Here is a 21,989-nt window from a genome sequence, read left to right as displayed (position 1 = left end):
AAAGGGCAAAAAAGCCAGGTCTGCGCCCATGGCCAGATCCACAACAACGACGAGGATCGGATGAAAGCACCCCGAGTCACCCTGGACCAGTGGCGAACCCTGCAAGCGGTGGTCGACCATGGCGGTTTCGCCCAAGCGGCGGAGGCGACCCATCGCTCGCAGTCGTCGGTCAGCTACACCGTTGCGCGCATGCAGGAACAACTGGGTGTGCCGCTCCTGCGCATCGACGGTCGCAAGGCAGTGCTCACCGAAGCCGGCGAAGTGCTCCTGCGGCGTTCGCGGCAACTGGTCAAACAGGCCAGCCAGCTGGAAGAGCTGGCCCACCACATGGAACAGGGATGGGAAGCGGAAGTGCGCCTGGTGGTGGACGCCGCCTATCCCAATGCGCGACTGGTGCGCGCCCTCTCCGCCTTCATGCCGCAGAGCCGCGGCTGCCGGGTGCGCCTGCGGGAGGAAGTGCTGTCCGGCGTCGACGAAGTGCTGCTGGAAGGCACCGCTGACCTCGCCATCACCGGCATGAGCGTCCCCGGCTACCTGGGGGCCGAACTGAACAGCGTCGAGTTCGTCGCGGTCGCCCATCCCGATCACCCCCTGCACCGTCTGCAACGGCAACTGACCGTGCAGGACCTGGAAAGCCAGCTCCAGGTGGTCATCCGCGACTCGGGCCGTACCCAGCCGCGCGATGTCGGCTGGCTCGGCGCCGAGCACCGCTGGACGGTGGGCAGCCTGCCGACCGCCGCCACCTTCGTCGGCAGCGGCCTGGGGTTCGCCTGGCTGCCGCGTCATCTGATCGAGCGCGAGTTGCGCGAAGGCACGCTCAAGCCCCTGCCCCTGGATCATGGCGGACGCCGTCACCCCACGTTCTACCTCTACGCTAACAAGGACCGCGGCCTCGGCCCGGCCTCGCAGATCCTCATCGAACTGATCCGCCGCTTCGATGCGGTTCCGCTCGATGAAGTCCTGGCCATGCCGATCGCGCCCTGACTGGAGCGCAAGAGGACGAATGGGCGGCAGAGGACGACGCTCGTTCGCTCGCCAACACCGAGAGTCGGTGAGCCTGTGAACAGCGTTCCAGCCTCGCGCTGCAAGGGTCCCCGGCCCGTAGCGGTCTCGTCCGTCGGCGCGCCGGCCACCTGGGGAACATCGAACGCCAGGCGCCGGTCCTAGGCAGTTGGCGGCAGACGGGCGAGCGCCCGCGCGCGGGTGGCCTCGGCTGGCTTTGTGACGAAATCCGCCCACGGATGCGTGGCATATCGCCTCGATTCGCGTCACCCTAGGCGGCTCGCTCCGCCGAGTCGCCCACCACGCCCGTGTCTCCACGTCGAGCCGGGCGTTCCCACTGACGAATTAAGGTATGCCCATGCTCAAGCGCCTGTTTCTCGCCGCCTGCACCCTGTTGTTCACCGCCAACCTGCTGGCTGCCGGCAATCCCCACGTACTGCTGACCACCAGCCTGGGTGAAATCGAGGTGGAACTGGATGAGGCCAAAGCGCCGATCAGCGTGAAGAACTTCCTCGCCTATGTCGATTCGGGCTTCTACAACGGCACGATCTTCCACCGGGTGATCCCCGGCTTCATGATCCAGGGCGGCGGCTTCACCGCCGACATGCAGGAAAAGCCGACCCAGCCGGCAATCAAGAACGAGGCCGACAACGGCCTGCACAACGTGCGCGGCACCCTGGCGATGGCCCGTACCTCGGCGAAGGATTCGGCCACCAGCCAGTTCTTCATCAACCACAAGGACAACGCCTTCCTCGACCACGGCAGCCGGGACTTCGGCTATGCGGTGTTCGCCAAGGTGGTGCGCGGCATGGACGTGGTTGACCAGATCGCCGGCGTGCCCACCAGCAACCGCGGGATGAACCAGAACGTGCCGCGCGACCCGGTGACCCTGGTATCCGCCAAGCGCCTCCCCTAATGCCCGCGTAGAACCTTCCAGCCTGCGGGCGCAGCCCGGTCGCCGACCGGCTCGCCCCGCGCCTGATCCTCTCCGCCAGGCCTTTCGCAACGTGCGCCGCCGTATTTCAACGACGTCGCGACCGGACGGGATTCCTCCATGCTGTTCCGCTTCTTCGAAAACCTCATCGACGTATTCAAGCCCACACCCGACGTACAGCCGCCCCAGGGCGTGGCGCGCTTCTACTGGCATTACCTGCGCCAGGTCTGGCCGCTGTTGATCACCCTGATGGTGGTCGGCTTCTTCGCCGCCCTGGTGGAGGTCGCGCTGTTCGACTTCGTCGGCCGGCTGATCGACCTTGCCCAGGCCACGCCCAGCGCGCGCTTTTTCGAACTGCACGGTCCGGAACTGCTGTGGATGGCAGCCGTGGCCCTGCTGGTGCGCCCCCTGCTGTTCGGCCTGCACAACCTGCTGGTCCACCAGTCGTTGAACCCCGGGCTGACCAACCTGATCCGCTGGCAGAACCATCGCTACGTGCTCAAGCAAAGCCTGAGCTTCTTCCAGAACGACTTCGCCGGGCGCGTCGCCCAGCGCATCCTGCAAACCGGCCAAGCGCTGCGCGACTCGGCGATCCAGGTGGTCGATGCGCTCTGGCACGTGGTGATCTACGCCGGCAGCGCCATCTACCTGTTCGCCGAGGCGGACATCCGCCTGACCTTGCCGTTGCTGGCCTGGATCGTCGGCTACATGGCCACCCTCTGCTACTTCGTGCCACGCATCAAGGACCGCTCGGAGATCGCTTCGGCGTCCCGCTCCAAGCTGATGGGCCGGGTGGTGGACGGCTATACCAACATGATGACGCTCAAGCTGTTCGCCCATACCCATGACGAGGAACGCTACGCGGCCCAAGCCATGGGCGACCTGCTGGACAAGACGCGCATCCAGACCCGCACCGTGACCGCCATGGACTTCGTCATCACCAGCCTCAACGGCTTGCTGATCGCCGGTACCGGCGCCCTGGCGCTGTGGTTGTGGAGCCGGGGGCTGATCAGCACCGGCGCCATCGCGCTGTCCCTCGGGCTGGTGATCCGCATCAACAACATGTCGGAATGGATCATGTGGGTGGTCAACGGCATCTTCGAGAACGTCGGCAGCGTGCAGGACGGCATGCGCACCATCGTCCAGCCGCGCCAGGTGAACGACCGCGACGACGCCCGCCCGCTGGCCATCGCCCAGGGCGGCGTGCGCTTCGAACACGTCCGTTTCCACTACGGCAAGCCCGGCGGGGTGATCGACGACCTGGACTTCGAAGTCCGCCCCGGCGAGAAGATCGGCCTGGTCGGGCCTTCCGGCGCGGGCAAGTCGACCCTGGTCAACCTGCTCCTGCGGCTCTACGACCTGGAAGGCGGGCGCATCCTGGTGGACGGCCAGGACATCGCCGGCGTGACCCAGGAAAGCCTGCGCGAGCACATCGGCGTGGTCACCCAGGACACCTCGCTGCTGCACCGCTCGATCCGCGAGAACCTGCGCTACGGCAACCCCCGCGCCAGCGACGCCGAGGTGGAGGAAGCGGTGCGCCAGGCGCGCGCCGACGGCTTCATCCCGCTGCTGCACGACCACCAGGGCGGGCGCGGTTTCGACGCCCAGGTGGGCGAGCGTGGGGTGAAGCTGTCCGGCGGCCAGCGCCAGCGCATCGCCATCGCCCGGGTGCTGTTGAAGAACGCGCCTATCCTGATCCTCGACGAGGCCACCTCGGCCCTGGATTCGGAAGTGGAAGCGGCGATCCAGGAGAGCCTGGATATCCTCATGCGCGGCAAGACCGTGATCGCCATCGCCCACCGCCTGTCCACCATCGCGCGCATGGATCGCCTGGTGGTGCTGGACAAGGGTCAGGTGGTGGAAACCGGCACGCACGCCGAACTGATCGCCCGTGACGGCCTGTACGCCCGGCTGTGGCAGCACCAGACCGGTGGCTTCGTCGGCGTCGACTGAGGCCCGGCCGACTGGATGCGGGGCGGCACGGCGCGCCCTGTCCAGCGGCCGGGTCGCAGGGAGACCGACTCAGCCCTGGTCGTCGCGCCGATAGGGCAGCGCCTCCCGCGCCTGTTCGGCATAGCGCCGGATGCCGGCCCTTTCCTGCTCGAGAAACTCGGCCACCGCCGCCCGCAGCCCGGGGTGCCGAAGGTGATGCCAAGAACGCGTGAGCACCGGCTCGAAGCCGCGGATCAGCTTGTGCTCGCCCTGGGCGCCGGCGTCGAAGCGTTGCAGGCCCTGGCCGATCGCGTAGTCGATGCCCTGGTAGAAACAGGTCTCGAAGTGCAGCCGGTCGAACTCCGCCAGGCACCCCCAGTACCGTCCATAAAAGCTGTCGTCGCCGACCAGCGAGAACGCCATCGCCACCGGACGGGTGCCCTGGCGCGCCAGCACCACGCGGATCGCCTCGGGCATCCGCTCGGCCAGCAGGCTGAAGAAGGTCCGCGTCAGGTAGGGCTCTCGACCGCGGACGTGATAGGTATTGGCGTAACAGGCATAGACGAAGTCCCAGTCGGCCTCGCGCAGCTCGCCGCCTTGCAGCCAGGCGAAATCGATGCCCTGCCCCGCCACTTGCTCGCGCTCCTTGCGCACCTGCTTGCGCTTGCGCGAACTGAAGGCATCGAGGAAATCCTGGAAATCGCGATAGCCGCGATTGTGCCAATGGAACTGGCAACCCAGGCGCTCCAGCCAGTCCTCGCGCCCGGCCAGTTGGGCGTCGTCGGCGGCGCGGGTGAAATTGACGTGCAGCCCGGAAACGCCCGCGCGATCGAGCTCGTCGACCCAGCCCTCGAGCAGTTCCCGTGCCGCCGCCGGATCCCCGAGCAAACGCGCCCCGCTCACCGGCGAAAAGGGCACCGCCGCCAGCAGCTTCGGGTAGTAGGGGATGCCCGCGCGCTGGCAGGCGTCGGCCCAGGCCCAGTCGAAGACGTACTCGCCATAGGAATGGCTTTTCAGGTAGGCCGGCGCCGCGGCGCGCAAGCGTCCCTGGTCGTCGCGCAGCAGCCGATGCTCCGGCTGCCAGCCGCTGGCGGCGCCCACGCTGCCGCTGTCTTCCAGGGCGGACAGGAAGGCGTGACGCAGGAAAGGTTGCGCGGACGGCAGCAGGGCATCCCACTGGCGGGGTTCGAGATCGGCGAGGCGGTGCAGGGTCTGGATCGGCATGGACGCAGTCTGGCGCGCGCCTGCGGCAAAGAAAAGGCCATGGACGGCGGCGCGCAACGAAAAAAGCCCCGCGCGAGGCGGGGCGAACAATCACAACGGAACCCTGCTCGTTAGAACACGTACTGGGCGCGGACGATGAACCCATCGCCGCTGTCGTCGCCGGTGCGCACGCCGCTGACGGCGTTGGTGACGTTGTCGGTCTTCGCCTTGACGTACGTGGCACTCAGTTTCACCGCCTCGGTGGCGTACCAGTTGACGCCCAGGTTATGCACCTTGGCCTCGCCGTCGCCCAGATCGCGGGTGGCCGTGGCGGTGACGATGTTCTTGTCGTCCACGCTCAGGCTGTCGAAGCGGTAGAACAGCTCCCAGGCGCCGATCTGCTTGTTCTCCGGCTTGATGCTGTCGAAGCGGCCCACCTTGTAGCCGCGCGGCTCGCCGGTGAGGGTGTAGGCCAACTGGGCGTAATAACCGTCGCCCTTGATGTCGTGATAGGCATCGGAGTCGGCCTTCAGCTTGCGCTTGAGGTATTCGCCTTGCAGCGACAGCGGACCCATCGCCCAGGCCGCTTCCAGACCCCAGGCGGTGTCGTTGTCGTAGGAACCGGCCGGGGAGTTGTTGGCGCCGCCGAACACCGGGCGATAGCCGTTGCTGCCGGCATCGTTGCCACCGAGGGTTTCCACGCCGCGCATGTTCAGGCGGGAACGGAAGCGCGCGTCGAAGGCAGTGTCGGAGACGTCGCGGCGGGCCACGTTGACGCCGACGTGCAGGACATTGCCGGCTTCGTGCAGCGGGGCGAACACGCCGCGGGCGTTGAATTGCTTGACGCTGTCGCCGTCGGTGTCGTTGTTGTCCTTGCTGCTCAGGCTGGTGGAGGCGTAGCCCGAGTCGCCGATCAATGCCAGCGCCTGGATACCCATGCCGTTCTGGTGGGAGTTGGCCCAGTCGATCAGGTCATAGGCGGCGTTGCGCTCCGGGGCGGTGACCCACTTGGAACTGGTGGCTTTTTCCAGGCCGAAGTCCGGGTCGAAACGGCCGACCTTGATCGACAGCGGCGCGAAGCCGTTGTAGCTGATCGAGGCTTCATCGAAGTAACCGTCGTCGGAGCTGCCGCTGTTATGGGACAGATCGTAGTTGATGATGTACGACCAGTCGGTGAAGGCCACGCCGGAAATCTCCAGGAAGGCGCGGCGGAAGTAAGCGGCGTCGGCCGTGTCGCCGTTCTGGGTGAAGATGCCATCGAAGCGGCTGTAGTCCGCCTGCAGGCGGCCCCCGATCTTGAAGCCGAACTGCTTGTCGGTGGTCGACACTTCAAGACCGCCTTTGGTCTTGACCACGATATCAGCGCCATCGGTGGTGACGGTGCCGGCGAATGCCTGGGCGGAAATGGCCAGGGCCAGCGCGCTACCGGCGAAACCGGCCTTCACCCCACGGAAACTGTGCTTACGAAGCATCGAAGGATTCCCCTTAGTCTTAGCGTTGAATGACACCCGAGCCTGGGCTCGTTCGTGCTGGGGGAATCTTGGCGAGGCCGTGTGTCAGCGCCGTGGCTGTTCGATAAAGGTTTGATTACACGGGAACTTTTTCGGGATTCGGGACGCCAGCCGGATTTTCCGGGGTCGATCTCGACGAATCGCCGCCATCGTCGCGTCTTATGCCGGTGGATTCATGGCGCGCCCGTCGCTGGCGGGTACGCCTGGCCGGGGCCATAGTCGGACGGCGGCCGAGCGCTTCGCTCGCCCCGCTCCCTCGTATCGACATGAGACCGGCCATGACCACCCTTCACCACCGTGCCTGCCACCTGTGCGAGGCCATCTGCGGCCTGACCCTGGAAACCGAGACCGACGCGGAGGGGCGCATGCGCATCCTGTCCATCAAGGGCGACGCCCAGGACAGCTTCAGCCGCGGGCACATCTGTCCCAAGGCGGTGGCGTTGCAGGACATCCAGGACGACCCGGACCGCCTCCGCCAGCCGATGCTGCGCGTCGGTGACGAGTGGCTGGCGATCGACTGGGACGAGGCCTTCGCCCTGGTCGCGCGCCGACTGAGCGATATCCAGGCGCGCCACGGCCGCGACGCGGTGGCCGTGTACCAGGGCAACCCCAGCGTGCACAACTATGGGCTGATGACCCACAGCAACCATTTCCTCGGCCTGTTGAAGACCCGCAACCGGTTCTCCGCCACCTCGGTCGACCAGTTGCCCCATCACCTGATCAGCCAGCAGATGTACGGGCACGGCCTGCTCATCCCGATCCCGGATATCGATCACACGCAATTCATGCTGATCCTCGGCGGCAATCCGCTGGCCTCCAACGGCAGCATCATGACCGTCCCCGACGTGGAAAAACGCTTGAAAGCGCTGAAGGCGCGGGGCGGCCAGCTGGTGGTGGTGGACCCGCGCCGCAGCGAGACCGCCGCCCTCGCCGACCGCCACCTGTTCGTCCGCCCGGGGCAGGACGCGGCGCTGCTGTTCGGCCTGCTGCACACGCTGTTCGAGGAACACCTCGTGCGCCCCAGCCACCTGCCGGTGGAAGGCCTGGAGCGGGTGCGCAGCGCCATCGCCGATTTTTCCGCCGAGGCCATGGCGGCACGCTGCGGCATTCCGGCCGAGGCGATCCGCGGCCTGGCACGGGATTTCGCCGCCGCCGACAGCGCGGTGTGCTACGGACGCATGGGGGTCTCCACTCAGGCCTTCGGCAGCCTCTGCCAGTGGCTGATCCAACTGATCAACCTGGTCACCGGCAACCTCGATCGGGTGGGCGGCGCCCTGTGTACGCAACCGGCCGTGGACTTGGTGGCGAACACCTCCGGCGGTCACTTCGACCGCTGGCGCAGCCGGGTTTCCGGGTTGCCGGAATATGGCGGGGAACTGCCGGTCTCGGCCCTGGCCGAGGAAATGCTCACCGGCGGCGAAGGCCAGATCCGCGCCCTGGTGACCGTGGCCGGCAACCCGGTGCTCTCCACGCCCAACGGCCGCCGCCTGGAACAGGCGCTGGACGGCCTGAAGTTCATGCTCAGCATCGACCTCTACATCAATGAGACGACCCGCTATGCCGACCTGATCCTGCCGTCCACCGCGCCGCTGGAGCACGATCACTACGACTCCACCTTCAACCTGTTCGCCGTGCGCAACGTCACCCGCTTCAACGAAGCGGTACTGCCGAAGCCCCAGGGCGCCCTGCACGACTGGGAAATTTTCGTCGGCCTGGCCCGGGCCTTCGCGACCCACAACGGTCTCGACGGCAAACCGGTGGCGACCCCGCAGCAGATGATCGATGCGGGTCTGCGCGGCGGGCCCCACGGCGACCGCAGCGAACGCCGGCTTACCCTGGAGCGCCTGCGCGAGCATCCCCACGGCCTCGACCTCGGTCCCCTGGCGCCGAACCTGGCGCCACGGCTGCGCACCCCGCAAGGCAAGATCCAGGCAGCGCCCGAGTTGCTGCTCGGCGACCTGCAGCGCTTCGCCGAGGCCTGCGTGCCGGCCGCCGACTCGCTGCTGCTGATCGGCCGCCGCCACGTACGCAGCAACAATTCCTGGATGCACAACTATCACCGGCTGGTGAAGGGCAAGCCGCGTCACCAGTTGCTGATGAATCCCGCCGACCTGGCGCAGCGGGGCCTGCAGGACGGTCAACGGGTGCGCGTGAGCTCCCGGGTCGGCAGCATCGAGGTGGAAGTCGCGGCCAGCGAGGACATGATGCCCGGCGTGGTCAGCCTGCCCCATGGCTGGGGTCATGCGCGTCGCGGCGTCCAACTGGAAATCGCCCGCCGCCAGCCGGGCGCCAGCGCCAACGACATCACCGACGAGCGTGAGCTGGACGCCCTGTCCGGCAACGCGGTGCTGAATGGCGTACCGGTGGAAGTGGAGGCGGCTTGAGGCGTTTCCTCGCCACACGCCTCGGCTCGTGCGGGCGCGCCGGGGGCGTCCGCGCCCTACACCGCTACTCCGGCGCGCGCAGAGGCCGAGCGATTCACTCGGCTTTCCGATACAATGCGGCCACCGTGCCGACGCTGCGTCGGGTCAGTCAAGCCGAGGTGTAACCATGGATATCATCGAAACCATCAAAGAGCAGATCGCCAACAATACCGTTCTGCTCTATATGAAAGGCTCGCCGAATGCGCCCCAGTGCGGCTTCTCGGCCCGGGCCGCGCAAGCGGTCATGGCGTGCGGCGAAAAGTTCGCCTACGTCGACATCCTGCAGAATCCGGAAATCCGCGCCAACCTGCCGAAATACGCCAACTGGCCGACCTTCCCGCAACTCTGGGTCGGCGGCGAACTGGTCGGCGGCAGCGACATCATGGCCGAGCTGTTCGAAAAGGGTGAACTGCAGGAAATCATCAAGGCCGCCGTGCAGAAGACCGACGCCTGATTCCACGGAATCCAGGCCAAAAAAAGCCCCGCATCGCGGGGCTTTTTTCATGGCCGGGTTTATTCGTCCATCTGCGATTGCAGGTAGTTCGGCAAACCGACCTTGTCGATCAGGCCGAGCTGGGTTTCCAACCAGTCGATGTGCTCTTCCTCGGACTCGAGGATGTCTTCGAGCAATTCGCGGGTCGCATAGTCGCCGACGCTCTCGCAGTAGGCGATCGCCACCTTCAGGTCGGGTACGCCCTTGTGCTCGAGTTGCAGGTCGCACTCCAGCATTTCCCGGGTGTTCTCGCCGATCAGCAACTTGCCCAGCTCTTGCAGGTTGGGCAGGCCTTCGAGGAAGAGAATGCGCTTGATCAGCTTGTCCGCGTGCTTCATCTCGTCGATGGACTCGTGGTACTCGTGATCGCCGAGCTTCTTCAGACCCCAGTCCTGGTACATGCGCGCATGCAGGAAGTATTGATTGATCGCGACCAGCTCGTTGCCGAGGATCTTGTTGAGATGCTGGATGACTTGCTTGTCGCCTTTCATATCGAGGTCCTGCTGTTGCGGTTTGGAATGTGCTCAGGGTGGAATTCTGGCCATAGTCGAGCCGCGTGTCAAACCTAAGTTATTGAAATATAAGTGAATTTGAATATGAATACGAATGTTTTTGTTCCGCGACTCGGCGCTAACCCGTTGAATTGCAGGCATAAAAAAACCGGACTCGAGGTCCGGTTCGTTCATTCGTGTCGATCAGGCGGCGACGAAATTCGCCGAATAGGCCAGGGCGTTGCCGCTCTGCACCTCGCCCAGGGTCTCGCGTACCACCTGCTTGGCCAGGCAGGCGCACTTGCCACATTGGGTTCCCACGCCGAGGGTTTCGCGGACCTCTCGATAACTGCAGCAGCCTTCGTAGATCGCATCGCGAATCTGACCGTCGGTGACACCTTGGCAGAGACAGACATACATGGAGGATGGGCCCTCGGCGAATGAGCTTCGGCGGGATATTAATAGTAATGAGAATGATTGTCAAAACTCTGGAATTGGGCTCGATTCCTTCCAGCCCACGCCTGCAAGCCAGGCAGGGCGTGGCTTCAACGCAGGGAGGGCGTGAGTAAAAGGCTGGGTGTATGATGGCGCCCCCGAAGGGTTCGACGAACGGTAGTGTCCCTCCTCCGTTCCCCGCCCTTCACGACTCATGACACCAGGAGAAATAAATGAGCGTACTCGTAGGCAAGAAAGCTCCGGACTTCGACGTCGCCGCGGTGCTGGGCAACGGCGAGATCGTCGAAAGCTTCACCCTGTCCTCGGCCATCAAAGGCAAATACGGCTTGGTGTTCTTCTACCCGCTGGACTTCACCTTCGTCTGCCCTTCCGAGCTGATCGCCCTCGATCACCGCATTCCGGATTTCCAGGCACGCAACGTGGAAGTCATCGGCGTCTCCATCGACTCCCACTTCAGCCACAACGCCTGGCGTAACACGCCGGTGGAAAAAGGCGGCATCGGCCCGGTGAAATACACCCTCGCCGCCGACGTCAAGCACGAGATCGCCAAGGCCTATGACGTCGAGTCCGAAGGCGGCGTGGCATTCCGCGGCGCCTTCCTGATCGACACCCACGGCATCGTCCGCTCGCAGATCGTCAACGACCTGCCGCTGGGCCGTAACATGGACGAGCTGTTGCGCCTGGTGGATGCCCTGCAGTTCACCGAAGAACACGGCGAAGTCTGCCCGGCCAACTGGAAGAAAGGCGACAAGGGCATGACCGCCACGCCGGATGGCGTGGCCCAGTACCTGTCGGAAAACGCCGGCAACCTGTAAAGGGATCCACGGCGCAACGAAAAAAGCCCGTATCGCGCGATACGGGCTTTTTTCATGGCGGACAGCCGGCACTCACCAGAACTTGAGCGTCCTCCACCAGTGCTTGGGCCGGGTCACGCGGTTGCCGGTGTAGCCTTTCTGCGAGTACTTGGGAAACGCGCCGAATACCGGTTTCGCCCGATAGTTCTCCAGGGAATACCCGCTGGCCAGGGCTTCCGCGTAATAACGCTCGAACAGCGCCTGCAGATCCTGCCGCGGGTGCGCCATCACCTCGCCGTCGAACCAGTGCCGCGTGCCTTCCTGCGCCAGACGGGCGAAGGACATCCGATGGGAGAACTGGGTGCCCATGTCCGAGTAGTGCAGGATCTTGATCCGCTCGACAGGGACGTTCTCCCCGTCGATGTTGTTGTACTGGGTGTCGAACGGCTGGATCACCTCCGTGTGTTCCTTGTAGTAGCGCTTCAGGCTCTGGTGGCTTTCCGGCTTGCCCTTCAACGCGTCGATCGGCGGCAGGTGGGCTTCGGCGCGTTCGCAATCCCACATGGAGACGCAGAAGCGCCAGGATTCCTCGCCACCCTTGGCCATCACCACCTTGCCTGGCTCGAACGGGGTGTTCCACAGTTCGGCGAGGTCGCACAGGACGATCATGTCCGTGTCCATGTAGATCGCCTTGCCCGAATAGTTGCAGAACGCCGGGATGCCCCAGCGGAACGCCGAGAACGGCGTCGGCCAGGCCTCGGTGCGCCAGCCCAGCTTCTTCTCCGGGTCGGAGTACCAGAAACTCTGGGGATCGCGGGACAGTTGCATCCAGTGGATATCCACGGGCTGGCGGGTGTGTTTGCGGATGCTGTAGTCCAGCACCATCATCTGCTCGAGATCGCAATCGTTGGGGTCGCAGCCGACGAAAACCCGTATCGCTTCCTGCATATGCATTCCTATCGACACGATCGGCCCGGACGCCGATCGCGAGTGGATGATTCATGGGAGAGCCCGCCGCGCGCGACGAACTCCATTCGGATGCCGTGCGGGTCAGTCGTTGCCGGTCTTGTTCACCGCCTGCAACACGTACTGCGGCAGGGCGAACGCTCCCTGGTGGACCTCGGGATTGTAGTAGCGCGTGGCGATCCCGCTGCTGGCGAAGCGCTGCCGCAGGACGTCCAGCGGCAACCGCCGGTAGGCGGCGTCGGTGCTGCCCCAGGCGAAGGTCATCGCGCCGCCGATGTAGGTGGGCACCGCGGCCTGGTAGAAATGCCAGTCGGCGAACAGGCCGTTCATCCGACCGGCCGTGGTCTGCACCTCGGCAAGCTGCATGAACGGCGTGCCGTTCTGGGTCACCAGGATGCCGCCGTCGTTCAGGCAGCGGCGGCACGCCTGGTAGAAGTTCTCGGAGAACAGCACCTCGCCCGGACCGATGGGGTCGGTGGAGTCGGAGATGATCACGTCGAAGCGTTCCGCCGTGTTCGCCACGAAGCGCATGCCATCGTCGATCACCAGGTCGAGCCGCGGATCCTCGAAGGCGCCCTGGGAATGCCCCGGCAGGTAGGTCTTGCACATCTCCACCACGGTGCCGTCGATCTCCACCATGGTGATCCGCTCGACGTCCGGATGCTTGCACACCTCGCGGAGCATGCCGCCGTCGCCGCCGCCGATGATCAGGACCCGGCGGGCGGCGCCATGGGCGACGAGCGGCACATGGGTAAGCATCTCGTGATAGATGAACTCGTCCGCCTCGGTGGTCTGGATCACCCCGTCGAGCGCCATCACCCGCCCCATCCGGGCGTTTTCGAAAATCACCAGGTGCTGGTGCTCGGTGCGCACCTCGTGGAGCAGCTTATCCATGCGAAAACGCTGGCCATAACCGTCATAGAGGGTTTCCTGATAATCGCTCATGGGGCAGTCTCCCAACTGGCAAATGGAGCACGGACAAACGGCGCCCGAAGACGTCCGCTCCGCAAAGGCGCGCATTCTACGCGGCGCCCCATGGCGGTTGGAATCGCCGGCGGACGCGAATTCGCCAGGACTAGTCGACCCGGGGCGCGATCTATCCGGTAAAGGAGGTTTTTCATGGATTACCGTTATCACGACAGTCCGCTCGGGCGTTTGCTGCTGGTGGCCACGCCCGTCGGCCTGAGTCGGGTGCACATGGACGATGCCAGGCCGATGCCGCTACAAGCCCACTGGCGTCCGGCGATCCGCCAACTGGACGAAGCCTGCCGCCAGCTCGACGACTATTTCGCGGGCCGGCGGCGGGCGTTCGAGCTCCCGCTGGACCTGGGCGGCACCCCTTTCCAGCGCGAAGTGTGGACCGCCTTGCAGGAAATCCCCTTCGGCCATACCACCAGCTACGCCGAGTTGGCCCGGCGTATCCAGCGGCCCAGGGCGATACGCGCGGTGGGTACCGCCAACGGCGCCAACCCGATCGCGGTGATCGTGCCCTGTCATCGGGTGATCGGCAGCAATGGCAGCCTCACCGGCTATGCCGGCGGTCTGCCGCGCAAGGAGTTGCTCCTGCGGCTGGAAGGTGCCTGGCTCTAGGTGCCGGCCGGACGCCTTCGAGGGCGCCTGGCGAGCCAGGGGGAAGCTCTTCGGGAAGCCCTGCGCCTCGGTCAGATGCGCACGTTGCCCCGCGGGCCGGCGATGGCCCAGATGATCAGGCCGAGCACGGGCAGGAACAGGATCAACAGCACCCAGAGAATCTTCATCCCGGTTTCCGCGCTGCTTTTAAGCACGTTGATGATCGCCCAGATATCCAGGGCGAGAATGATCAGGCTGGCCAGCCCGCTTAACATGGAACCCATGGAGCCACTCCTGTCGATGGGGTTACCCCTTAGGAGAGCCTAACGCGGCAAAGGGTTCCGACGAGTGGTGGAAGCGGCCTCCAATCGCACCGAACCGCGCCGCCTCCCGGGGGTTCAAAACCCAGTATCCCGAATCCTTTGGAGCTGCCATGAAAACTTCTGCCCTCATCGCCTTCTCCTTGAGCGCGCTGCTCGCCGGCGCCGTGCAGGCCGCCGGCTCGGCACCGGGCGCGGCCACCTCCTCGCCGTCCGGCCCGGCCACTGGGCCCAACGCCCCGGTGATCAACAACCCCACCACCGTCACGCCGCAGGCGCCGACCCCCAACGGCAACGCCAACCCGGCGCGGCGCAATGGCGGCGGCGTCGGTGGGAGCGATGCACCGCAGCAGAGCCAGGACGACTACGACCGCCAGCAGCGCAACGGCCAACTGGGAACGGAGCGCCAGCAAAGCGGCCAGGACATGGTCAAGGAACGCACCGACCGCAGCACGGAGTGACGCGCCGGCCGACGAAGAGTCGGCTCAGAAACGCGTCGGATCGATTTCGCTGAAATCCGTCACCTGCGCATGGCCGGGCAGCTCGCCCCCCTGGCGAACCAGCCCGCAGGTGTGCAGGCCGGCCAGGCGCGCGGCGTCCAGCTCTTCGAGGATATCGGAGAGGAACAGCACCTCGGCGGGCAATACGCCGATCGCCTGCACGATCCGCTCGTAGGACGCCGCCTCGCGTTTACCGCCGGACAGCGTATCGAAATAGCCGGAAAACAACGGGGCTAGGTCGCCCGCCTGGGAGCACCCGAAGATCAGCTTCTGCGCCTGGATCGAACCCGACGAATAGACGTAGAGGCGGTAACCGGCGGCGTGCCAGCGCTGCAAGGCCTCCACCGCGTCCGGGTAGACATGCCCTTTCAGTTGCCCCGCCTGGTACCCCTCGGCCCAGACCATGCCCTGCAAGGCTTTCAGGGGCGTCACCTTGCGGTCCTGAGCGATCCACTCCAGCAGGATCCGCACCAGCCGCTCGGTATCGGCGTCCGGCTCGCCGCTCTCGGCGCGCACCGCATCCAATTGCGAGGCGACCTCGACCTCATCCGCGTGGGCCCGCACGAAGGCCGGCAGATGGGCGGCGGCATAGGGGAACAGGGTGTCGAAGACGAAACTCACCGCGCTGGTGGTGCCCTCGATGTCGGTCAGGATGGCTTTGATGGGCATGACGCTTCCTCGAAAAGGGGGGCTTGAAAGGCGCAGGCGCGGAGAGGCGGGAAGGCCTCGACCGGTCGGGATCAGTCTTCCAGGCGCGGGAAGCGGCTGGCGATATCGTCGCCGGTGAAGCGTGCGACCCAGCCCTCGGGGTTGGAGAACAGGCGAATGGCGACGAAATTCGGCTGCTCGCCCATGTCGAACCAGTGGCGGGTGCCGGCCGGCACCGAAATCAGGTCGTTCTTCTCGCAGAGCACGGCATAGACGTAATCCTCGATATGCAGGACGAACAGCCCGCGTCCGGCGACGAAGAAACGCACCTCGTCCTCGCCGTGGCGATGCTCGTCGAGGAACTTGGCGCGCAATTCGGCTTTCTGCGGATGATCGGCGGCGAGGCTGATGACGTCGACGGTGACGTAGCCACGCTCGCTCATCAGCTTGTCGATCTCATGCCGGTAGGCGGCGATCACCTCCTCCTGGCCGGCGCCCGCGGCGACCGGCGCGCGGGCTTGCCAGCGCTCGAAGCGCACGCCGACCGCGGCCAGGGTGGCGGCGATGTCCTCGGCATGGCTCAGGACCTTGTCCGGCAGATCGGGGCTGGACTCGTGGTAGACGCTCAGGCTGCTCATGGTCTCTCCTGCTGGGGATTCGGGCATCCCTCGTCATGTATGTCTCGGGCGCGGCGTGGCGTCAGCTCTTCTGCAAGGCGCGCAGCTTCAGTTCGCACTCGAAGAGAAACTCGAACGCCTCGACCTGACGCAGCGCGTCGCTCATCCGCGGCCCCCAAGTGTAAAGGCCATGGCCGCGGATCAGGTAGCCGACGCAATCGGGATGGGCATCCAGCCAGGGTTGCACCGCCGCGGCCAAGCGGCGGATGTCCTGGTCGTTGTCGAAGATCGGCACCAGCACCTGGCTTTCATGGGTGGAAATCCCGGAGAAGGCTTTTTGCAATTCGTAGTCGGCGAATACCAGGGAGTCGCTCAGGCTCAGCCGCGACAGCACGGTGGCGTTCACCGAATGGGTATGCAGCACCGCGCCGATCTCCGGTTTCCAGGTGTATAGCTGGGTATGCAGCAGGGTTTCCGCCGACGGCTTCTTGCCGGGCTCCAGGCTGTTCCCGGCCAGGTCGGTGGCCAACACGTCGTCCGGGCCGAGCTGGCCCTTGTGCTTGCCGGAAACGGTGAGCAGCGCCTGGTCGGCCGACAGCCGCGCCGAATAATTGCTGCTGGTGGCCGGCGACCAGCCGCGCTCGTAGAGGAAACGACCGGCGTCGATGATCTCTTGGGCGAGTCGCTCGCGTGGGGCAGTCATGTTTGCTCCTGTGTGGTGTCGAGGGGCGGGTTCGCCGCGCGCGGTCGATCGCTCAGGTAAGCCACGGCGACGCCCGCGGCGCCCAGCGCGGCCAGGCTGGCGAGGCCAAACGTCCAGGCGGCGCCGAGGCCGCTCCAGGCATAGCCGGAATACAGCGCGCCGAGCGCCCCGCCGATACCCGCGAGGGCGGCGTACAGCGCCTGGCCCTGGCCTTGCTGGGAGGCGCCGAAGCTGCGCTGGACGAATTGGATGGCCGCGCCGTGGAAGCTGCCGAAGGTCGCCGCGTGGAGCAACTGGGCGATCAGCAGCACGCCCAGGTGATCGGCGAAGGAGCCGAGCAGCAGCCAGCGCAGCGCCGCCAGCAGGAAGCTGGCGATCAACACCTGGCGCAGGCTGAAGCGGCCGAGGATCGGCGCCATCACCATGAACAGCAGCACCTCGCCGACCACGCCCAGCGCCCATAGCTGGCCGATCAGCCCGCGGGCATAGCCGAGGGTCTCCAGGTGCAGGGTGAAGAAGGTGTAGTAAGGGCCATGGGACAGTTGCATCAAGCCGACGCTGGCATAGAACGCCAGGACACCCGGCCGGCGTAGCTGGCTGAGGAAGCCGCCGCCCTCCGGGCCGCCGCGGATCGCCGGCGTGGCGTTGGGCACCCAGCCGCTGGCGAGGACGATGCCGGCCATGATCGCCAGCAGCGCCCAGGGATAGAAGTCCAGGCTGCACCATTGGAACAGCAGGCCCAGGCCGGCTACGGTCAGGATGAAGCCGATGCTGCCCCAGAGGCGGATCTGCGTGTAGCGGGCGACCTGCTCGCGCAGGTGCGCCAGGGTGATCACCTCGAACTGCGGCAGCACGGCATGCCAGAAGAACGCGTGCAGCGCCATCACCAGGGCCAGCCAGGCATAGCTGTGGCTGAAGAAGATCAGCGCGAAGCTCGCCAGGGTGCATAGCGCGCCCATGCGCACGATGGTCAGCCGGCGGCCGCTGCGGTCGCCCAGCCAACCCCAGAGGTTGGGCGCGACGCAGCGCATCAGCATGGGAATCGCCACCAACTCGCCGATCCGCGCGCTGGCGAACCCCAGGTGATGAAAGTACAGCGCCAGGAACGGCGCGGTGGCGCCGAGCAGGGCGAAGTAGAAGAAATAGAAGCTCGACAGCCGCCAATAGGGCAACAGGGCCACCCCGCTAGGCGATCGGCGGATCGAGGGGCGGCCACCGGTCGACGGCCAGCCGGTCGTCACGGGCGCGCAGGCGTCGCGGACGTCCGCTCCGATACGACTTCACAGCTGCGGCAGCACCGGCGTGTCCACCCGCACCTCGGCGTTCTGCGCGCGCTGGCGCAGCAGGTGGTCGAGCAGCACGATGGCCATCATCGCCTCGGCGATGGGCGTGGCGCGGATGCCCACGCAGGGGTCGTGGCGGCCCTTGGTGATCATCTCCACCGGCTGCCCCCGGGTATCGATTGAGTGGCCCGGCGTGGTGATGCTGGAGGTGGGCTTCAGCGCCAGGTGGGCGACGATCGGCTGGCCGGAGGAAATCCCGCCGAGCACGCCGCCGGCATGGTTGGAGAGGAACCCCTGGGGCGTCAGCTCGTCGCGGTGCTCGGTGCCGCGTTGGGCGACGCAGGCGAACCCGGCGCCGATCTCCACGCCCTTCACCGCATTGATGCTCATCAGCGCGTGGGCCAGTTCGGCATCCAGCCGGTCGAAGATCGGCTCGCCGAGCCCCGGCGGTACGCCCTCGGCGATCACCGTGATCTTCGCGCCCACCGAATCCTGGTCGCGGCGCAACTGGTCCATGTAGGCCTCCAGCTCTACCACCTTGTCCGGGTCGGGACTGAAGAAGGCGTTCTGCTCCACGGAATCCCAGCTCTTGAAGGGGATTTCGATCGGGCCGAGCTGGCTCATGTAGCCGCGCACGCGGATGCCCTGGCGCGCCAGGCACTTCTTGGCGATGGCACCGGCGGCCACGCGCATGGCGGTTTCCCGCGCCGAACTGCGGCCGCCGCCGCGGTAGTCGCGGATGCCGTACTTGTGGTGGTAGGCGTAATCGGCATGGGCCGGGCGGAACAGGTCCTTGATCGCCGAGTAATCCTTCGACTTCTGGTCGGTATTGCGGATCAGCAGGCCGATGGGGCAACCGGTGGTCTTGCCCTCGAACACCCCGGAAAGGATTTCCACCTCGTCGGCTTCCTGGCGCTGGGTGGTGTGGCGGCTGGTGCCCGGCTTGCGCCGATCGAGATCGTGCTGCAAGTCCGCGGCGGACAGGTCCAGGCCCGGCGGACAGCCGTCGACGATGGCGACCAGCGCCGGCCCGTGGCTTTCGCCGGCGGTGGTGACGGTGAACAGCTTGCCGAACGTATTACCGGACATGCGGGCGCTCCACGGAATCAGCCTGAAACAGAGCCGCCGAGTATACTCGGCCCTCTGCCGCGCGGGCGAGTTCCGCCCCGGCCGCCTCGGATCGGCAGAACCTTGGCCGGTGCTCCGCGTCCAAGCCACATCCCCTTCCCCACCGATGTCCCTTCGATGTTGCGAGCCCTAGCCTTGTCCCTGCTTCTGTTCACCAGCCTCGCCAACGCCACCCCGCATACCATCCTGCAGCGGCCCATCGACCTCGAGACCGGCAGCGGGACGCTGCACGGCAGCCTGCTGCTGCCGAAAACCGAGGAACGCGTGCCGGTGGCGCTGCTGATCGCCGGCTCCGGGCCCACCGATCGCGACGGCAACAACCCCTATGGCGCCCACAACGACAGCCTCAAGCGCCTGGCCCAGTTGCTGGCCAAGCACGGCGTCGCCAGCGTGCGTTTCGACAAGCGCGGCGTGGCAGCGAGCAAGGCCGCGGCGCCGGACGAGCGCACCCTCAGCGTCGAGGGCTACGTCGCCGACGCCATCGCCTGGGGCCAACGCCTCAAAAGCGACCCGCGCTTCGGTTCGCTGATCCTCATCGGCCACAGCGAAGGCGCGCTGATCGCCAGCCTGGCCGCCGAAAACGCCGGTGCCGATGCGCTGATCGTCATCGCCGGCAGTTCGCGACCGATCGACCAGGTGCTGGACGAGCAGTTGCGCTACCGCCTGCCACCGCCCCTGCTGGCGCAGAGCGCGGCGCTGATCGCCTCGCTCAAGGCCGGGCAGACCGTGGCCGAGGTGCCGGACGAATTGCAGGTGCTGTTCCGCCCCAGCGTCCAGCCCTATCTGATCAGCCTGTTCCGCCAGCAGCCGGCGGAAGCCTTCGCCCGTCTGCGCATGCCCGCGCTGATCGTCCAGGGCACCCACGACATCCAGGTGGACGTCGCTGACGCCGAGCGTCTCAAGGCTGTGCGCCCGGACGCCGAACTGGCCTTGGTCGGCGGCATGAACCACGTGCTGCGGGTGGTCCCGGACGACGTGAAGAAGCAGATGGCCTCCTACGACGACCCGAAACTGCCCCTGGCCGGCCAGCTCGGCGCCTACCTGCTGGACTTCATCCAGCGCCTGCCGGACTCCAGCCCGGCGCCCGACGGCCGATAAGGCCTCCACGGCCTCGCGGCCCGTCGTGCCGCGTTCCTTGGCCAATGGCGCCGCGGCTGGCATGCTGTGGCAGGAGGACGCGCCGATGATCGAACCCGAAGTCGAACCCCAGGACACCGAAGAACAGCACCGCCCCCACCCCTGGGCGGAGCTGCAGGCGGAGCGCACGCAGTTGCTGCGCCTGGCGGCCCTGCCCACCGACCGCAGCACCGGCGCGCGTCCCCTGCGCTTTGTGCAGTTGGGTCGGGTCGAGCGGCACAGCCCCGACCAGAGCCTGCTGCGCCTGACCGTCGAGCTGCCCGGCCAGCGCGCGCGCAACCGCCAGAACACCCTGGACGTGTGGGCCGACCACCGCGAGAAGAGCATCCGTTTCGAAACCGATGGCAGCGCGCCGCTCGATCCGATCAACCGCGGCCTGGCGCGCTTCCTCCTGGCCCAGGGCATCGCCTGGGCCAAGCAGCAGTGGGCGCATTACCGGGTCGAGGGCGGTGCGCTGGCGGCCAAGGATGCGCTGACCGACGATGCCCGCCTGCGCCGCGACCACGTGCTGCGCGCCCAAGGCTTCGAAATCACCTACCAGGACGCCTTGCAGTTGAAGGGCCAGTACGGCGCGGGCCGGGTCAGCGAATTGCACAGCGACTGGAACAAGGAAAAGGTGCAGTTCGTCGAGCTGCTGGAAGCCGCCGCGATGCTGCAGATGGCCGATCAGAACCTGCGGGAGCAGGACACCCAGCTACGCACCCTCAGCCAGCGCCTGGCCACCTTCAAACGCGACGACAGCAGCCTGCGCTTCACCATCGCCTGCCTGGTGGCATTCGCCGTGTTCCAGGCCGGCTTGCTGATCTGGATCGCCACGCACTGAGGCGTACCGTGGAGGCTGTCGCCGATCAGGCGACGTCGAGCCGCGCGGCATCGTAGCCAAGCCAGGCGTCGAGCCGCTCGCAGCCGTCATCCCGGCGGATCTCGCCGAACAGGCTGGAGGCCTCGGCATAGTTGCGGGTGAGCATCGCCAGCCATTGCTTGAAGCGCCCGGGGGCATAACGCGGCGCCAGCTTGCGCCGCGCCTGTGCCCAGAAATCCCGCAGCAGCGGATGCAGGTCCGCCCACTCCAGCGCCTGGGGCGCCCGCCCGGCGCGCCAGGCGGCGATCTGTAGGGCCAGGTCGGGGCGCGAGACCAGCCCGCGGCCGAGCATCACGTCCTCCACGCCGCTGACGGCGCGGCAACGCCAGTAATCCTCCAGGCTCCAAATCTCGCCGTTGGCGAACACCGGCACCCGCACCGCCTCCTGCACCCGCGCCACCCACTCCCAGTGCGCCGGCGGCTTGTAGCCCTCCAACTTGGTCCGCGCGTGCACCACGATCTGCCCGGCGCCGCCCTCGGCCAGCGCGCGAGCGCAATCCAGGCTGCCCTCCGGGCTGTCGAAGCCCAGGCGCATCTTCGCCGTCACCGGAATCGCCGCGGGCACCGCCCGGCGCACCTCGCGAAGGATCGAGTGGAGCAGCTCCGGCTCCTTGAGCAACACCGCGCCGCCGCGGGACTTGTTCACCGTCTTGGCCGGGCAGCCGAAATTCAGGTCGATGGCCGGCGCGCCCAGTTCGCAGGCATAGGCGGCGTTCTCCGCCAGGCAGCCCGGGTCGGAGCCAAGCAACTGCACGCGCATCGGCGTGCCGGCCGGCGTTATGGATCCCCTGCGCAGTTCCGGCGCCAACTTGTGGAAATGGCTGGCGGGCAACAACCGGTCGCTGACCCGGATGAACTCGGTCACGCACCAGTCGATGCCGCCGACCCGGGTGAGAACGTCGCGGAGAATGTCGTCCACCAGGCCTTCCATGGGCGCCAGGGCGATTTGCATGGGGAGGTTCGCCAGTCGAAAAGGGCGGCCAGTGTAAAGCAGGACGGCCAGCCACCGAAGCCGGC

The 21,989-nt window shown here is 66.4% G+C and carries 23 protein-coding genes; 10 read left to right on the top strand and 13 right to left on the bottom strand.

What is annotated here, in order from left to right; all coding sequences use genetic code 11:
* The first annotated feature begins 60 nt into the window (after positions 1-60).
* The 3 genes from OGL92_RS18070 to OGL92_RS18060 all read left to right on the top strand — a co-directional run bounded on the left by OGL92_RS18070 (position 61) and on the right by OGL92_RS18060 (position 3,889).
* On the top strand, positions 61-984 hold the full coding sequence (locus tag OGL92_RS18070) for a LysR family transcriptional regulator (RefSeq protein ID WP_263146237.1): 924 nt from the start codon (positions 61-63) through the stop codon (positions 982-984).
* A gap of 376 nt (positions 985-1,360) precedes the next feature.
* Positions 1,361-1,918, top strand: coding sequence for a peptidylprolyl isomerase (locus OGL92_RS18065; RefSeq protein ID WP_263146235.1), 558 nt, complete (start codon positions 1,361-1,363; stop codon positions 1,916-1,918).
* A gap of 138 nt (positions 1,919-2,056) precedes the next feature.
* A complete protein-coding gene (locus OGL92_RS18060; protein ID WP_263146233.1) occupies positions 2,057-3,889 on the top strand; it encodes an ABC transporter ATP-binding protein in 1,833 nt (610 codons plus the stop codon).
* Between the two features lie 69 nt (positions 3,890-3,958).
* Here the strand turns inward: OGL92_RS18060 and OGL92_RS18055 are convergent, their stop codons facing one another.
* Complete coding sequence (locus tag OGL92_RS18055) at positions 3,959-5,092, bottom strand: GNAT family N-acetyltransferase (protein WP_263146230.1); 1,134 nt, start codon at positions 5,090-5,092, stop codon at positions 3,959-3,961.
* 110 nt (positions 5,093-5,202) lie between these two features.
* The gene (locus OGL92_RS18050; RefSeq protein WP_263146229.1) at positions 5,203-6,543 is read right to left on the bottom strand and encodes an OprO/OprP family phosphate-selective porin; all 1,341 of its coding nucleotides are present in this window, start codon (positions 6,541-6,543) and stop codon (positions 5,203-5,205) included.
* A 317-nt stretch (positions 6,544-6,860) separates the two neighbouring features.
* Here OGL92_RS18050 and OGL92_RS18045 point away from each other — a divergent pair, with 317 nt between their 5' ends.
* Positions 6,861-8,966: a molybdopterin oxidoreductase family protein gene (locus OGL92_RS18045; protein WP_263146228.1), complete on the top strand. Its 2,106-nt coding sequence runs from the start codon at positions 6,861-6,863 to the stop codon at positions 8,964-8,966.
* A gap of 166 nt (positions 8,967-9,132) precedes the next feature.
* Positions 9,133-9,459, top strand: coding sequence for a Grx4 family monothiol glutaredoxin (gene grxD / locus OGL92_RS18040; protein WP_263146226.1), 327 nt, complete (start codon positions 9,133-9,135; stop codon positions 9,457-9,459).
* A gap of 59 nt (positions 9,460-9,518) precedes the next feature.
* On the opposite strand, the gene bfr is transcribed toward grxD, so the two are convergent.
* Both bfr and OGL92_RS18030 read right to left on the bottom strand, forming a co-directional pair.
* Complete coding sequence (gene bfr, locus OGL92_RS18035; protein WP_263146224.1) at positions 9,519-9,989, bottom strand: bacterioferritin; 471 nt, start codon at positions 9,987-9,989, stop codon at positions 9,519-9,521.
* Positions 9,990-10,193: 204 nt separating this feature from the next.
* A complete protein-coding gene (locus OGL92_RS18030; RefSeq protein ID WP_263146221.1) occupies positions 10,194-10,409 on the bottom strand; it encodes a bacterioferritin-associated ferredoxin in 216 nt (71 codons plus the stop codon).
* A 248-nt stretch (positions 10,410-10,657) separates the two neighbouring features.
* Between OGL92_RS18030 and OGL92_RS18025 the strand changes: the two genes are divergently transcribed.
* Positions 10,658-11,260: a peroxiredoxin C gene (locus OGL92_RS18025; RefSeq protein ID WP_263146220.1), complete on the top strand. Its 603-nt coding sequence runs from the start codon at positions 10,658-10,660 to the stop codon at positions 11,258-11,260.
* Between the two features lie 72 nt (positions 11,261-11,332).
* On the opposite strand, the gene OGL92_RS18020 is transcribed toward OGL92_RS18025, so the two are convergent.
* Entirely contained in the window at positions 11,333-12,187 is an 855-nt protein-coding gene (locus OGL92_RS18020) for a hypothetical protein (protein WP_263146217.1), read from the bottom strand.
* 102 nt (positions 12,188-12,289) lie between these two features.
* Positions 12,290-13,150: a polyamine aminopropyltransferase gene (gene speE, locus OGL92_RS18015; protein WP_263146215.1), complete on the bottom strand. Its 861-nt coding sequence runs from the start codon at positions 13,148-13,150 to the stop codon at positions 12,290-12,292.
* A gap of 174 nt (positions 13,151-13,324) precedes the next feature.
* On the opposite strand from speE, the gene OGL92_RS18010 reads away from it, so the two are divergent.
* Complete coding sequence (locus OGL92_RS18010) at positions 13,325-13,795, top strand: methylated-DNA--[protein]-cysteine S-methyltransferase (RefSeq protein ID WP_263146213.1); 471 nt, start codon at positions 13,325-13,327, stop codon at positions 13,793-13,795.
* 71 nt (positions 13,796-13,866) lie between these two features.
* Here OGL92_RS18010 and OGL92_RS18005 read toward each other — a convergent pair whose 3' ends face one another.
* On the bottom strand, positions 13,867-14,058 hold the full coding sequence (locus OGL92_RS18005) for a PLD nuclease N-terminal domain-containing protein (RefSeq protein ID WP_263146211.1): 192 nt from the start codon (positions 14,056-14,058) through the stop codon (positions 13,867-13,869).
* A gap of 149 nt (positions 14,059-14,207) precedes the next feature.
* Here OGL92_RS18005 and OGL92_RS18000 point away from each other — a divergent pair, with 149 nt between their 5' ends.
* Positions 14,208-14,555: a hypothetical protein gene (locus OGL92_RS18000; RefSeq protein WP_263146209.1), complete on the top strand. Its 348-nt coding sequence runs from the start codon at positions 14,208-14,210 to the stop codon at positions 14,553-14,555.
* Between the two features lie 24 nt (positions 14,556-14,579).
* Here OGL92_RS18000 and mtnC read toward each other — a convergent pair whose 3' ends face one another.
* The 5 genes from mtnC to aroC all read right to left on the bottom strand — a co-directional run bounded on the left by mtnC (position 14,580) and on the right by aroC (position 18,934).
* A complete protein-coding gene (gene mtnC, locus OGL92_RS17995) occupies positions 14,580-15,263 on the bottom strand; it encodes an acireductone synthase (RefSeq protein WP_263146207.1) in 684 nt (227 codons plus the stop codon).
* A gap of 71 nt (positions 15,264-15,334) precedes the next feature.
* The gene (locus OGL92_RS17990) at positions 15,335-15,880 is read right to left on the bottom strand and encodes an acireductone dioxygenase (RefSeq protein ID WP_263146204.1); all 546 of its coding nucleotides are present in this window, start codon (positions 15,878-15,880) and stop codon (positions 15,335-15,337) included.
* A gap of 61 nt (positions 15,881-15,941) precedes the next feature.
* Positions 15,942-16,562: a methylthioribulose 1-phosphate dehydratase gene (locus OGL92_RS17985; RefSeq protein ID WP_263146202.1), complete on the bottom strand. Its 621-nt coding sequence runs from the start codon at positions 16,560-16,562 to the stop codon at positions 15,942-15,944.
* Positions 16,559-17,743: an MFS transporter gene (locus tag OGL92_RS17980; protein WP_263146200.1), complete on the bottom strand. Its 1,185-nt coding sequence runs from the start codon at positions 17,741-17,743 to the stop codon at positions 16,559-16,561. The genes OGL92_RS17985 and OGL92_RS17980 overlap by 4 nt, the downstream gene beginning before the upstream one ends.
* 99 nt (positions 17,744-17,842) lie before the next feature.
* Positions 17,843-18,934, bottom strand: coding sequence for a chorismate synthase (gene aroC, locus OGL92_RS17975; protein WP_263146198.1), 1,092 nt, complete (start codon positions 18,932-18,934; stop codon positions 17,843-17,845).
* A gap of 156 nt (positions 18,935-19,090) precedes the next feature.
* On the opposite strand from aroC, the gene OGL92_RS17970 reads away from it, so the two are divergent.
* Entirely contained in the window at positions 19,091-20,071 is a 981-nt protein-coding gene (locus OGL92_RS17970) for a lysophospholipase (RefSeq protein ID WP_263146196.1), read from the top strand.
* Positions 20,072-20,156: 85 nt separating this feature from the next.
* The gene (locus OGL92_RS17965) at positions 20,157-20,933 is read left to right on the top strand and encodes a hypothetical protein (RefSeq protein WP_263146194.1); all 777 of its coding nucleotides are present in this window, start codon (positions 20,157-20,159) and stop codon (positions 20,931-20,933) included.
* Positions 20,934-20,958: 25 nt separating this feature from the next.
* On the opposite strand, the gene OGL92_RS17960 is transcribed toward OGL92_RS17965, so the two are convergent.
* Complete coding sequence (locus OGL92_RS17960) at positions 20,959-21,924, bottom strand: tRNA-dihydrouridine synthase (RefSeq protein WP_263146191.1); 966 nt, start codon at positions 21,922-21,924, stop codon at positions 20,959-20,961.
* Between the last annotated feature and the right edge of the window lie 65 nt (positions 21,925-21,989).

Origin of the sequence: Pseudomonas sp. RIT-PI-AD, assembly GCF_025642785.1 — a bacterium.
Lineage (GTDB): Bacteria > Pseudomonadota > Gammaproteobacteria > Pseudomonadales > Pseudomonadaceae > Pseudomonas_T.
This window is presented reverse-complemented; position numbering and strand designations above follow the sequence as displayed.

Coding starts and splice junctions, on each gene's coding strand:
- OGL92_RS18070 (WP_263146237.1), top strand. CDS start 61: ATGAAAGCACCCCGAGTCACCCTGGACCAGTGGCGAACCCTGCAAGCG.
- OGL92_RS18065 (WP_263146235.1), top strand. CDS start 1,361: ATGCTCAAGCGCCTGTTTCTCGCCGCCTGCACCCTGTTGTTCACCGCC.
- OGL92_RS18060 (WP_263146233.1), top strand. CDS start 2,057: ATGCTGTTCCGCTTCTTCGAAAACCTCATCGACGTATTCAAGCCCACA.
- OGL92_RS18055 (WP_263146230.1), bottom strand. CDS start 5,092: ATGCCGATCCAGACCCTGCACCGCCTCGCCGATCTCGAACCCCGCCAG.
- OGL92_RS18050 (WP_263146229.1), bottom strand. CDS start 6,543: ATGCTTCGTAAGCACAGTTTCCGTGGGGTGAAGGCCGGTTTCGCCGGT.
- OGL92_RS18045 (WP_263146228.1), top strand. CDS start 6,861: ATGACCACCCTTCACCACCGTGCCTGCCACCTGTGCGAGGCCATCTGC.
- grxD (WP_263146226.1), top strand. CDS start 9,133: ATGGATATCATCGAAACCATCAAAGAGCAGATCGCCAACAATACCGTT.
- bfr (WP_263146224.1), bottom strand. CDS start 9,989: ATGAAAGGCGACAAGCAAGTCATCCAGCATCTCAACAAGATCCTCGGC.
- OGL92_RS18030 (WP_263146221.1), bottom strand. CDS start 10,409: ATGTATGTCTGTCTCTGCCAAGGTGTCACCGACGGTCAGATTCGCGAT.
- OGL92_RS18025 (WP_263146220.1), top strand. CDS start 10,658: ATGAGCGTACTCGTAGGCAAGAAAGCTCCGGACTTCGACGTCGCCGCG.
- OGL92_RS18020 (WP_263146217.1), bottom strand. CDS start 12,187: ATGCAGGAAGCGATACGGGTTTTCGTCGGCTGCGACCCCAACGATTGC.
- speE (WP_263146215.1), bottom strand. CDS start 13,150: ATGAGCGATTATCAGGAAACCCTCTATGACGGTTATGGCCAGCGTTTT.
- OGL92_RS18010 (WP_263146213.1), top strand. CDS start 13,325: ATGGATTACCGTTATCACGACAGTCCGCTCGGGCGTTTGCTGCTGGTG.
- OGL92_RS18005 (WP_263146211.1), bottom strand. CDS start 14,058: ATGGGTTCCATGTTAAGCGGGCTGGCCAGCCTGATCATTCTCGCCCTG.
- OGL92_RS18000 (WP_263146209.1), top strand. CDS start 14,208: ATGAAAACTTCTGCCCTCATCGCCTTCTCCTTGAGCGCGCTGCTCGCC.
- mtnC (WP_263146207.1), bottom strand. CDS start 15,263: ATGCCCATCAAAGCCATCCTGACCGACATCGAGGGCACCACCAGCGCG.
- OGL92_RS17990 (WP_263146204.1), bottom strand. CDS start 15,880: ATGAGCAGCCTGAGCGTCTACCACGAGTCCAGCCCCGATCTGCCGGAC.
- OGL92_RS17985 (WP_263146202.1), bottom strand. CDS start 16,562: ATGACTGCCCCACGCGAGCGACTCGCCCAAGAGATCATCGACGCCGGT.
- aroC (WP_263146198.1), bottom strand. CDS start 18,934: ATGTCCGGTAATACGTTCGGCAAGCTGTTCACCGTCACCACCGCCGGC.
- OGL92_RS17970 (WP_263146196.1), top strand. CDS start 19,091: ATGTTGCGAGCCCTAGCCTTGTCCCTGCTTCTGTTCACCAGCCTCGCC.
- OGL92_RS17965 (WP_263146194.1), top strand. CDS start 20,157: ATGATCGAACCCGAAGTCGAACCCCAGGACACCGAAGAACAGCACCGC.
- OGL92_RS17960 (WP_263146191.1), bottom strand. CDS start 21,924: ATGCAAATCGCCCTGGCGCCCATGGAAGGCCTGGTGGACGACATTCTC.